This is a genomic window from Flavobacterium macrobrachii (assembly GCF_014486675.1).
Classification (GTDB): Bacteria; Bacteroidota; Bacteroidia; order Flavobacteriales; family Flavobacteriaceae; genus Flavobacterium; species Flavobacterium macrobrachii.
Genome location: NZ_JACTAC010000002.1, coordinates 25,230 through 37,727 on the forward strand (window position 1 = coordinate 25,230; position 12,498 = coordinate 37,727).

General features: G+C 33.3%; 10 protein-coding genes. 4 read left to right on the forward strand and 6 right to left on the reverse strand.

The window, feature by feature from the left end:
- The first annotated feature begins 149 nt into the window (after nt 1-149).
- The 4 genes from IAI56_RS00755 to IAI56_RS00770 all read left to right on the forward strand — a co-directional run bounded on the left by IAI56_RS00755 (nt 150) and on the right by IAI56_RS00770 (nt 2,282).
- Nucleotides 150-1,298 (forward strand): DNA polymerase III subunit, encoded by a 1,149-nt coding sequence (locus IAI56_RS00755; RefSeq protein WP_187656058.1) that lies wholly within the window; start codon nt 150-152, stop codon nt 1,296-1,298.
- Between the two features lie 4 nt (nt 1,299-1,302).
- Nucleotides 1,303-1,686 (forward strand): DoxX family protein, encoded by a 384-nt coding sequence (locus tag IAI56_RS00760; RefSeq protein WP_187656059.1) that lies wholly within the window; start codon nt 1,303-1,305, stop codon nt 1,684-1,686.
- Nucleotides 1,687-1,752: 66 nt separating this feature from the next.
- A complete protein-coding gene (locus IAI56_RS00765) occupies nt 1,753-1,992 on the forward strand; it encodes a hypothetical protein (protein WP_187656060.1) in 240 nt (79 codons plus the stop codon).
- Nucleotides 1,989-2,282 carry a type II toxin-antitoxin system RelE/ParE family toxin gene (locus IAI56_RS00770; RefSeq protein WP_187656061.1) on the forward strand — a complete coding sequence of 98 codons (294 nt, stop codon included), beginning with the start codon at nt 1,989-1,991 and terminating at the stop codon, nt 2,280-2,282. The genes IAI56_RS00765 and IAI56_RS00770 overlap by 4 nt, the downstream gene beginning before the upstream one ends.
- Here IAI56_RS00770 and IAI56_RS00775 read toward each other — a convergent pair whose 3' ends face one another.
- The 6 genes from IAI56_RS00775 to IAI56_RS00800 all read right to left on the reverse strand — a co-directional run bounded on the left by IAI56_RS00775 (nt 2,283) and on the right by IAI56_RS00800 (nt 12,416).
- Nucleotides 2,283-4,541: a helix-turn-helix domain-containing protein gene (locus IAI56_RS00775; RefSeq protein WP_187656062.1), complete on the reverse strand. Its 2,259-nt coding sequence runs from the start codon at nt 4,539-4,541 to the stop codon at nt 2,283-2,285.
- A gap of 103 nt (nt 4,542-4,644) precedes the next feature.
- Nucleotides 4,645-5,232 carry an OmpH/Skp family outer membrane protein gene (locus IAI56_RS00780; protein ID WP_187656063.1) on the reverse strand — a complete coding sequence of 196 codons (588 nt, stop codon included), beginning with the start codon at nt 5,230-5,232 and terminating at the stop codon, nt 4,645-4,647.
- A 246-nt stretch (nt 5,233-5,478) separates the two neighbouring features.
- The gene (locus tag IAI56_RS00785; RefSeq protein ID WP_187656064.1) at nt 5,479-6,324 is read right to left on the reverse strand and encodes a class I SAM-dependent methyltransferase; all 846 of its coding nucleotides are present in this window, start codon (nt 6,322-6,324) and stop codon (nt 5,479-5,481) included.
- 132 nt (nt 6,325-6,456) lie between these two features.
- Nucleotides 6,457-8,325: a tRNA uridine-5-carboxymethylaminomethyl(34) synthesis enzyme MnmG gene (mnmG, locus tag IAI56_RS00790; protein WP_187656065.1), complete on the reverse strand. Its 1,869-nt coding sequence runs from the start codon at nt 8,323-8,325 to the stop codon at nt 6,457-6,459.
- A 253-nt stretch (nt 8,326-8,578) separates the two neighbouring features.
- A complete protein-coding gene (gene ybeY / locus IAI56_RS00795; protein ID WP_187656066.1) occupies nt 8,579-8,998 on the reverse strand; it encodes an rRNA maturation RNase YbeY in 420 nt (139 codons plus the stop codon).
- Entirely contained in the window at nt 8,991-12,416 is a 3,426-nt protein-coding gene (locus IAI56_RS00800) for a coiled-coil domain-containing protein (RefSeq protein WP_187656067.1), read from the reverse strand. Before IAI56_RS00800 ends, ybeY begins: the two co-directional genes overlap by 8 nt.
- Between the last annotated feature and the right edge of the window lie 82 nt (nt 12,417-12,498).

The following is a 12,498-nucleotide window of genomic DNA, read 5'->3' on the forward strand; positions in this document are numbered from 1 at the left end:
GTCTTTATCGATGATTTTTAAGAAAAATTTAAGTTATAAATCTTTTACTATCAACTTTTTAAAATTTATTTTTTGACCAATGCTATTTAGCAAAAAATCAGAATTAGTATTATTTTAAACCAATACAGTTTTTGACTTATATTTGCTTTATGCATTTTTCGGAAATTTTAGGACAAGATTATATCAAAAATCACTTATCAAAAAGCGCTTTGGAAGGACGAATTCCACATGCGCAGCTTTTTGTTGGTCCAGAAGGAAGCGGAACTTTAGCGATGGCAATTGCTTATGCTCAATTTGTTTTATGCCAAAATTTAGGAAGCGATAATTCGGGCGGAAACGAAAGTTGTAATTTAAAATTTCAAAATCTTTCGCATCCCGATTTGCATTTTATTTATCCAAATGTGACGAATGATGATGTAAAATCGAAACCAAAAAGTGCCGATTTTATTGCCGAATGGCGAGAATTTGTATTAAAAAATCCCTACGGAAGTTTATTTGATTGGTACAAACATCTTGGCGTAAAAAACAAACAAGGCGAAATTCGCGTTGATGATGCTCAAGATATTTTGAAATCATTGGCATTGAAATCCTACGAAGGCGGTTATAAAATCATGATTGTTTGGATGGCAGAAAAAATGAATATTGCTGCGTCAAATAAATTGTTGAAATTATTAGAAGAACCGCCAGAAAAAACACTTTTTCTATTAATTGCCGAAAACGAAGAAGATATTATCCAAACGATTCGTTCGCGTTGTCAAGTAGTTCATTTTCCAGCTTTGCCTGAAAAAGTTATTGCTGAAAAATTAATTTCTTCGATGAATTTGGAACACAATTTGGCACAAAAAATAGCGCATCAATCGCAGGGGAATTTCAACAATGCTTTACATCTTTTACAATCAGATGAAGATGAATTGCCTTTTGAAGAATGGTTTGTGGATTGGGTTCGAACCGCTTTTCGTGCCAAAGGAAATGCTGCGGCTATCAATGGATTGCTTTCCTGGAGCGAAACGATTGCTGGCATTGGAAGAGAAAGTCAAAAGCAGTTTTTGAATTTTTGCATAACGATGTTTCGACAAGCGTTGTTACACAATTATGAAGCCAAAAAATTGGTTTATCTTGAACCAAAAGTTGAAAATTTTACTTTTGATAAATTTTCTCCATTTGTCACTGGTGAAAATATTACCGAAATTTTTGAAGCGCTTTCCGATGCTATTTATCACATTGAAAGAAACGGAAATGCCAAAATTATTCTCACCGATTTATCTATAAAACTAACCCGTTTAATCCATAAAAATTAAGATTATGAACAATACAGCATCTATTTTGGTTTTAGTATTTCTTGCCGTAACTTTTATCCAATCTGCTTATGACAAAGTGTTTGAATGGAAAGGAAATGTGGAATGGCTAAAAGGTCATTTTGCTGATACTATTTTGAAAAACAATGTTCCATTAGCATTGGGAATCATCTTAATTTTAGAACTTGCAGCAGGAATTTTATCTTTAGTTGGTTGTGCCGAATTATTCATCAATGGCGGAAGAACTTTTGGATTTTATGGTGCCGTTATTTCTTGTATTACATTGATATTTTTACTTCTTGGTCAACGTTTAGCCAAAGATTATGATGGTGCAAGAACGATTGCCATTTATTTTGTTCCGGCAGTTTTGGCGGTGTATTGGTTGAGTTAAATTACTGCTTCAAAATCAATTTTTTGAAAATATTTTTTTACTTTTATAACTAAATTTTTCATTCAAATGAATATAGAAACACAACGTAAAAATATAGTTCACAGAATTTTAGAAGTTGAAAACTCAAAATTATTGAGCCAAATAGAAGCTTTGTTAGATAACGACATTTATGCCTACACAGCTTCGGGGAAATCTTTGACTATTAAAGAATACAAAGAACATTTGGACGAAATTATTATTGCTTCAGAATCAGGAGAAAAAGGATATCCTACTGATGAAGCTCGAAATAAAATTTCCAGAAAATGAAACCCGTCATTTGGTCAAAAAATTCCATTTCTTCCATTCAAAATATTTACGATTACATTGTTGAAGAAAGTCCTCAAAATGCTGATTTAGTTGTAAATACACTTTTTGATTTTGGCGATAAACTCAATATATTTCCCGAAAAAAATCCGGTCGAACCAATTTACAACAATAACTTTATCCGATTTTTTCCTAAATGGAATTTCAAAATTGTGTACAAAATTGAACCCGATAGAATTTACATTCTTGATGTTTTTTCTACTCGAAAAAGATTGAAAAATTTTAATCCGTAATTACAAACTCGCCTTAAACATTTTCAATTCATCCCAAGAGAATTTTTCGCCATATTTTTCTTTTAGTTCCGTAACCGAATTTCCTTCAAAACCTTTGAATGCTTCGGCTAATTCCATGATTTTATCTTCGGGTAAAACTTCCGAAATTTTGATGGCTTTTGCTTCGATTAATTTTGCCAAATGTCCGCCAATGGTTTGTTCCGTTAGTTTTCTTATGGAAGCAATTTCTGCAACGGAAAGTTGTTGTTGCCAAAGCTCAAAAGTTTCCTGAATTGTTGATTTTTTAGGTTCTTTCTTTTTTTCTTTTTTAGCATAACGATCAATATCTTCTTCGTCATCTATCAGTGTAATTTTTACTTTTTTGAATTCCTGAGTAACGGTTTCCATCTTGTTAATTCGATAGTATTTTATTTCATCCGAAGACAATTTTTCTTTGGAAATAGTTTCGCCTTTAACCAAAATTTCAATCATTAATTTGGCTTTCATCAATCGTAAAACGGCTTTGATTTGTAATTCTTCCAAAACCAATAATTCGTCATAATACGCTTTTACTTTTTTGATGCGTTTTACTTCTTCGAGTTTAAAAAGAATTTCGTAAACCAGATTATCCATTGGCAACAAAAAATAATTGAACGCTGCCTGAATTCGCTCGTTTATAAACTGTAAATCAGGGTTTTCAGCAAATAATTTTCGCAGTTGAAGAATGAATTTTTGTGATGGATCAATCAGTTTTTCCATTTCGTCTGCACATTTTTTTGCCCAAATAGCATGCTTGGATTTTTCTGAAATCTCCGATTTTTCATTGTACGTAAATCGATGATTTCGCCATTCTTGAGCCAAATCAGTCCAATCAAAACTGGAAATCAAAAAGTTAAGTATAAAATCTTTGGTGTCTTTTTGCAACGTTTTTTCCAAAAATTCAGTCGATGCTTTATTTTCGGAATAGTTCATAACATCTTGATCGTTAGAAATGCCATTCATTTGCAACGGAGAAAGCAAAATTAAGCCGTTTAACGAACGCAAACGCGAAAGTGCAACATAGGCTTGTCCGGGAAGAAAAACTTGCGAAACATCGAGCGCAGCTTTGTCAAATGTTAATCCTTGACTTTTATGAACGGTAATTGCCCAAGCCAATTTTATCGGATAATGCACAAAAGTTCCTAAAACTTCTTCTTCTATTTCTTTTGTATTTTCGTTTACGGTATATCGAATATTTTGCCATTCGTATTTTTCCACTTCAATCGACTTATTTTCATCTGGAAAATGTACCCAAATTTCCCTTTCAGAAAGCGATTGGATAATTCCCATTTTTCCGTTGAAGAATTTTTTTTCAAAAGATAAATCGTTTTTGATAAACATGACTTGCGCACCAACTTTAAGTTCCAATTTTTCTTCTATCGGATAAATTTTATCGGGAAAATCATCGGTAACTTCAGCTTTGTAAAACCTCGAATTTCCTTCTAAATCTTCAAGCGATTGCTGGTTTATCGAATCGGCTTTGGCATTATGTGTTGTTAAAGTAATGTAACCTTTGTTGGCTTTTAAATCGAAATTGGGTTTGACAAATTCGTTTAAAATTAAAATATCATTTTGGGTAATGGTATTGTTTCTAAGATTATTCAACACCGAAATAAATCTGTCGTCAGTTTGCCTAAAAATCTTAGATAACTCTATATATAATGGCGGATTTTGTTGCACGACATGCGCATGAAAAAAGAATTTTCCCGAATAATAATTTCGTAAAACACGCCATTCATCATCACGAATAACCGGTGGAAGTTGTAGCAAATCGCCAATAAAAAGCACTTGAACGCCGCCAAAAGGTTGGTTTCGTTTTCGAACCGATTGCAACATAAAGTCCATTGCATCAAGCAAATCCGAGCGCAACATACTGACTTCGTCAACAATCAACAATTCCATGTTTCGGATTACCGCTTTTTTTAAACCGCTCATTTTAAAATGCCTGCGAAGCGTTGCTCTACTTTCAAACTTGGAATTTTCATTGAATTGTGCCACCGAATTATCGGGTAAAAATCCACCAAAGGGCAACTGAAACATCGAGTGAATAGTAACGCCACCAGCATTTAACGCCGCAATTCCAGTTGGCGCAACAACGACACAATTTTTATGTGTGGTTTGAATAATTTCTTTGAGAAGCGTGGTTTTTCCGGTTCCAGCTTTTCCGGTTAGAAAAACGGAACGATTGGTTTGGTTGATGAATTGCAAAACATACTTTGCTTCGGCTGAGATAAATTCCATGGCTTATAATTTAGAAAAACAAATATAAGTGATTGTTATTCAATATACAAACAAAAAACGCCTTCAAAAATGAAGACGTTTTGTCGATTTGTAATAAATCAAATTATTTTTTTGCTTCAGCTTTATCTTCAGCTTTATTATCCGTTTTTTCTTCTTTTTTAGCCGATGATTTGTATTTATCGTTTACAATTTTGATAATATCTTTGGTAATATCATAACTATCTTTTGCATACAAAACGGTTGCGGTTTCACCTGTTCCATAGATATAATCATAGCCTTTTTCTTTACCATATTCTTTGATGGTATTTTTGTATGTCTTGATAACAGAGTCAAGTTCAACGCCACTTTCTTGTTGTAGTTGACGTAACATTGCTTCTTGTGCGTAAGATAATTCTTGCTCTCTTTTTTGCAATTCAGCACCTTTTTGTTGCGCCCAAGCCATTCCGTTTGCTTGTGCATTCTTTTGGAAATTAGCCGCATCCGATTTCCATCTAGCCACTTCAACCTCAAGTTGATTTCCCATTACTTTGGATTTGTCTTTGTATTTGGCTTCGATGTCTTTAGCTTCAACGCTTTCTTCTAATAATTTAGCCGTATCGATATAAGCGGTTTTAAACTCTTTTGTTTCTGAAGTTTTGTTGCATGACAAAATTGAAATAGCCAATGCAAAAAGAATAACTGTTTTTTTCATGTATAATTTATTTGTTAAAATAATTCGATTTTTAATTCTTAGTGTCAAAAGTAAAAAAATAAACTTTAAGTATTCCAACGAATAAAAAAAGTAATATTTATCTATCCATTATAAATAACTATGATATTCAAAATGATTATAGTTATTGATTATCAAAGTCGAAGGCAAATAAAGCGATTTAATCGATTATATCATTTTCTTGATGTATTGATATAAATCGGTTTATAATCGTAAATTCTGTCGGATTTATTCGCTTTTTATTACATAAATATGTGATGAATACTCTTTTTTACGGTTTCCATACTGATTTGATTTCAAACCAATCCAAAATGCTTTAAGGAAATTCATTTTTCCGTTTTTATATTTTTCCGAAAGCAAGCTGACATAAAAGCTGTCAAATTTCATGGGTAAAACTTCTACTAATTTTAAATTTTGTTTGGCAAATAATTTTTGAATAGCTGTTTTTGAAAAATGCCACAAATGTCTTGGCACGTCGAAAGCTGCCCAAAATTCTCCATAATATTTTGCATCATAGGATTTAAAATTTGGTACAGCAATAATTATTGTTCCCGATGATTTAATTAATCTTTTCAGCTCTGAAATATATTCTTCTAAATTGGGTACGTGTTCCAAAACGTGCCACATTGTAATAATATCAAATGAATTGCTTTCAAGCGAAGCAAAATCTTGAGCAAAATTAACTCCTTTTTTTATAGCAATTTCTTTGGCTTTTGTGCTTGGTTCAATTCCTACAGTTTGCCAACCATCACTATTTGCTACCGCTAAAAAATCTCCTGTTCCAGCACCAATGTCTAAAAGTTTTCCTTTTTGAGATTGAGAATTGATTAATTTCAATTTCTTTTTTAACGCAATTCCTTTGACAAAATGATACATTTTTTCAAAAACTGAACGCTTTCCGTCGGTATGCGAAATATAATCATCGCTTTCGTAATAACTCGGTAATTTCTCCAAACTTGGTTTAGGAAACGTAATTAGCATATCAAATTCAGGATTGTGATGCAAATCAAAAACTTCTTTTGACACAGAATGATCTACTACTTTATTGTAAAAAATATTATTCTGAAAACTCATAAATCTCTTTATTTATAGGACTTGACAAGGTTAGTTTCACGTGGAACAAGGCATTTTAGATTGTTGATTAACGAATTAAGATTGCTGATTTTTACTTGAAAAACAACAATCACTATTCTAAAATCTAAAATTCTATCTTCCCATATAGATTAATAAAACGGATATATCAGCTGGAGAAACACCGCTAATTCTAGAGGCTTGGGAAATTGTTACCGGACGAATAGCTGATAATTTTTGCTTTGCTTCTATCGACATTGATTTGATTTTATGATAATCAAAGTTGGTCGGGATTTTAATATCCTCTAAACGGATTAATTTTTCAGCATTATTTCGCTCTTTTTCGATATAACCTGAATATTTTACCTGAATTTCGGCTTGTTCGATGATTTCTTTGTCTAGTTCGTTCTCCTGAATGTAGTTTTGAACCTTTTCAAACTTCAACATATCGTTCAAATCAATTTGCGGACGAGAAAAGACTTTAAACATTTTATCCGATTGTGTCATTGGTGAACTTTCTTTTTCTTCCAATATCGGATTAGTTTCTTGTGGCGTAATACTCGTTTCTTTGAAGAAATCAACCATTTTTTCACTTTCGTTGAATTTATGCTCCATTCTGCGCAATCTTTTTTCGGAAGCTAAACCAATTTCGAAGGATTTTGGCGTTAAACGGAAATCAGCATTATCTTGACGCAATAATGTTCGATATTCGGCTCGCGAAGTAAACATTCTATAAGGTTCTTCCGTTCCTTTGGTAATCAAATCGTCAATTAAAACACCTATATACGCTTCATCACGACGTAAAATCAACGGTTCTTGTTCTTTTACTTTTAATGCTGCGTTAATTCCAGCCATTAAACCTTGAGAAGCGGCTTCTTCATAACCGGTTGTTCCATTTATTTGTCCAGCGAAATATAATCCGTCAACTAATTTAGTTTCTAACGTATGTTTTAGTTGCGTTGGTGGAAAATAATCATATTCTATGGCATAACCTGGACGGAAAAACTTCACCTTCTCAAATCCAGCAACCGAACTCAACGCTTTGTACTGAATATCTTCAGGTAATGACGTAGAAAATCCGTTGACGTAAACTTCAACAGTATTCCAACCTTCGGGTTCTACAAAAAGTTGGTGTCTTTCTTTATCAGCAAATCGATTGATTTTATCTTCAATCGATGGACAATATCTTGGTCCAATACTTTTTATTCTTCCGTTGAACATTGGACTTCTATCAAAACCTTCACGAAGAATATCGTGAACATCTAACGAAGTATAGGTCATGTGACACAATTTTTGATGAATTAACGGTTTCGTCTCATCAGAATAAGAGAATTTATCTGGAATTTCATCGCCTGGTTCTTCACGCATTTTTGAATAATCCAACGAACGTCCATCAACTCTTGGTGGCGTTCCGGTTTTCATTCGTCCAGCTTCAAAACCAACTTTTTTCAAATCTTCTGTAATTCCGAATGCGGCACTTTCTCCTGCTCTTCCACCACCGAATTGCTTTTCTCCAATATGAATTAATCCATTCAAAAACGTTCCGTTTGTCAAGACAACGGTTTTGGCCTTGATTTCAATTCCAAGCGAAGTTACAACGCCTTCGATTTTATTATTTTTTATCAAAAGTCCTTTGACCATTTCTTGATAGAAATCTAGATTTGGTGTGTTTTCCAACATTAATCGCCATTCTTCCGCAAAACGCATTCTGTCTGATTGAACTCGTGGCGACCACATTGCCGGACCTTTTGATTTATTCAGCATTTTGAACTGAATTGCCGTTTTATCAGAAACAATTCCGGAATATCCGCCAAGCGCATCGATTTCGCGAACGATTTGTCCTTTGGCAATTCCGCCCATTGCTGGATTGCATGACATTTGGGCAATGTTTTGCAAACTCATTGTTACCAACAAGGTTTTGCAACCCATATTGGCTGCCGAAGCTGCTGCTTCGCAACCTGCATGTCCTGCTCCAACTACTATTACATCGTATGTGTTAAACATTTTGATATTAGATTTTAGATTTCAAATATTAAATTTTAATATCTGAATATTTAATTGTTCCACGTGGAACTTTATTTTTTTTCTCGCTATGCTCGGAACATTCAAAAACTCAACCAAGTTTTTCTTTTAGCCCCGATTGAAGTGTAAATCCTTTTATTTGTTTTTTCAAAACAAATAAAAGATTGAAACGAAAAGCGGGAAAATGGACAACAAAAATTCGGAAAGAAACGCTCAAAATTTTTTAGTTGTTTAATCAGTGTTTCACGTGGAACATTTTGATTTTTTCGTCTTCCTTTTGTCGCATTACCTTTTCATCGCTTTCGGATTTATCTTTGTAACCGCAATAATGCAAAACGCCATGAACCATTACACGTTTCAATTCTTCTTGGAAAGAAACGTTGAAATCTAGCGCGTTTTCCTTCACTCTTTCGATGGAAATAAAAATATCGCCGTGTAAATCGTTTCCTATAGAATAATCGAAGCTAATAATATCGGTTAACGTGTCGTGATTGAGATATTGCTGGTTGATTTCGAGCAAATAATCGTCGTCACAAAATATATAATTGATTTCTCCTTCGGTTTTGTTTTCGGAAGTAATTACTTCGGAAAGCCAATCTTCGTATGATTGCTCGTCTTCGAGCGTGAAATCTAATTCGTAATTAAAACTAATCATTGGTTTTAAAATATTCTTGAACCTTTTGGTTAAAATTGGAGCGCAAAGGTAAGCTTTGTCTATTTAAAATTTCAATACTATTCAAATATTCTTGTAAACGCGCTGGTAACGCATTGGTTTGATTGTTGTATTCTTTTTTGTTGGTTTCGGATTGACGCTTTTTATTTTCGCCTTGTTCTTGGATGGCTTTTTCGAGTTTTAATAATTCGTATTTTAAATTCAATGCTTTTTGAATTACTTCGTTGTTGAAACCTTTGTTCAACAATTGCTTCTCGATTTGCTTCATTTGGTTTAATGCGTTTTGTCCGCTTCCACCAATTCCTTGTTTGTTTAATTCCTTTTGCAATGCTTCACGAAGTTGTTGTTGTTCTTTGTAAATCTCCATTATTTCTTTAGCATTTCCTTCGCCATCTTCGCCATTTTCTCCATCACGGTTTCCTTGTGAATTTCCGCTTCCGCCACCTTGACCGCTTTTGACGTTTTTACCATTCTTGCCCGAACCTTCTTTTCCATACTTTCCGTCCTTTCCTGAATTTCCTTCTTTTTGACCTTGACTTCCGCCTTCTTTTTCGCCTTGTTCACCTTCTTCGCCTTCGCCAGGTTTTTCACCTTTCTTTTGCCCTTTCTTCATCTTTTCGCTTAGGCTTTGTTGCTTTTGAATAATATCTGGCAATTGCATGTCGCCTTGACCTTGACCAGGTTTTGGTTTACCCATTCCAGAACCGGACATTTGCATTTGGTTTTGCATACTATTCAATATATCCGATAGCATATCTGCCAATTTATTAGACGAAGAAACCGAATAACGTTGGTGCGAATTTCCTTTGGAAATATTCATCTCAACCAAATTTTCAAGTGCTTTATCAACATTATATTGAACGTTGCCAATTTCGGTTGTGATGTTTTCGGCTATTTTTGGATTGCGCAAAGACAAAGCAAACAAACTGTCGTCAACGTGCTTGAACTGTTGTTTCAAATCCTGTTGTTTTTTAAGGTTTTTATTGAACGAAGGCGAACCACGTTTTAAACCTTTGAACTGATTCATTACATCTTCTTGAGAAAATGAATATGCCAAAAGATTATCTAAAATTTGACGCAACATGGCAATGTCTTCATCCATTTGTTCCAACTCGGCACCAGCCATCATTTCCATCATATCTTTGCTCATTTGCTTCATTTTCTTGGAAGCGTTTTTCTGTTTTGGCTTTGCTTTGTCCTTTTGCTGTTTTTGTAATTGGTCTTTGGCAGAATTCAAATCTTCTTTGATGCTTTTTTCTTTCTCTTCCGTTTTAGGCAAATCCATTGGAGATTTCAAGTCTTTATTTTCTTGCTCTAATTCGTTTAATTCTTTTTGAAGTTCATTAAATTCCTTATTGATTTCGACTTGTTTTTCAGTTGTATTTTCATTCGTTTTTTCAGAAAGCTTATCTTGCTTCTCTGACAGTTTATTTAACTTATCAGCGATTTGCTGTGTTTTCTTTTCGACATAATAACGCTTGGTTAGTTCAACTAATTGCTCCAAACTTTTCTTTTGATTTTTGCTGTTTTGTTGGAATTTCTCCATTTTATCGAAAAGTTCTTCTTTACTGATTTTCTCGTTCAGTTTTTGAAGTTCATCTAAAAGCTTTTGGTTTTTCTCCAATTCTTTTTGTGACTTTTCTAAACGTTCTTCAAGCAATTCTTTTTTCTCATCGTTTTTATCCGATTTGAATTTTTCCAAATTGTCTTTCATCTTTTCTGAAAACTCCTTCATCAATTCGTCTTGTTGTTTTTGACGTTGAAGAAAATCATTTACTTTTTGTTGGTCTTTGTATTCTAAATTATCTTTTTCTTTACCCATTTTTTTCAACTTATCCATTTCGGAAAGTTGTTTATCTTGTTCTTTTAAGGATTTGGCAAGCGAATTAATATTGTCATTTTGTTGTTGCAAAATTTGATCTTCTTTTTCCGTTTCAGTTGCGATTCTATTACTAAAAACTGACGATTTGGTACTCTTGAAATTATGAACGGCATCATTATCAAAGATTTCAAAATAGTATTCATAATTTACACCTTCTTCTACAGGAAGATTGCTTGGAAAAGAAAATACAAATTGATCATAAACGTCCTTTTTAACTCCAATAGTTCCACGTTTTGCAGCATTAGGCTTATCCTTTGGATAATAGACTATTTGAAGCTTAGAAAGTCCATAATCATCGGAAACTTGACCTAAGACAAAGTTTCTACCAATTTTTAAGCTATCTGGCGCGTTATTTACGGTTATTGTTGGGAATTGATCTTTGATAACAGAAATCTGATAGTTCAGTTTTTCGTAATTCTTAACTTTATTATTTGATGTTAGTATTTGATATTCAGTATTTTGAAGAATATTTTTTGAAAAAGAGAAAAGATTTTCACTTTTAGCGAATGTTTGCTTTCCGTTAGTATCAAGCCAATCTACTTTTTGCGTTGCTAACGTGTTCATTCGCCAAGTTACTTTCGTGCCTTCGGGAATTATTGCATTTCCTGTTCCTTTGATTACTTCTTGCTTTTTATTCAGATAATTTGGGAAATTCAGAACCATTTCAAAATTAGCAATCGACGGAACAGTGATTACTTTCAATTGATAGTCATTCGAAGAAACTTCATTGGCTTCAAAATGAAACTCGGTGTCTTCTGTAAGCTTCGGAATAACAAACTGAAATTCATCGGCATTGATTTTTTCCATAAAATAGCTTTCATCACCAATAAAAATCATCGTGTTTTCGGGAACGATTTTACCAACGGTTTTTACTTTTACCAAAAAATCTTTATTCTGTTCGGTCTGTAAATTAGTATTCAAAAGTTGAAACTCAAATGGTGCTGGAGGAAGAAATTGTTGTTTATAATTGACAACTCTATTCAAACTTTGGGTTATGAAATTACTATTCCCAGAAATGTAGAAAAAAGCAAAAAACAAAATCGGGATAATCGCTAAAGGCAAATACTTTTTGTTTTTACCAAAATTAACCGCATTACTAAAAGGAACAGGCTGAAGTGTATTTGCTTTTTGATCAATTGATGCTAAAAGCAATTCAGATTTATTTTTATCATCAGAAAGTTGCAAAAAATTAGTCAGCTTATCACCTACTTCACTAAAATGGCTTCCGATGATTTTTGACGCTTCGTTATAATCAATTCCTTTTTGGAGTTTGAACAATTTAAAAATCGGGAAAAGGATAAATCGTAATAAAAGGAAAAGCTCCACGGCAATAAATGTCCAAAACAAAACGGTTCTGGCTGTTGGTTTTAGCCAAAGGAAATATTCCACAAAAAGTGTGAAAAGAAAATACAGCAAACCAATTCCAACGAAGAAAATTGTTCCACGAAGTAATTCATTGGTGTAAAACTTTTTGATAAAAGCTTCTAGTTTGTCGTAAATAATGCCCGAATTGTTCAAAATTGCTACTCTTTTGTTAATAACCGATAAATGTACAATTTTTCCCGAATATGAAAACGTTAAAAAAAAGTCAATTTCAAAA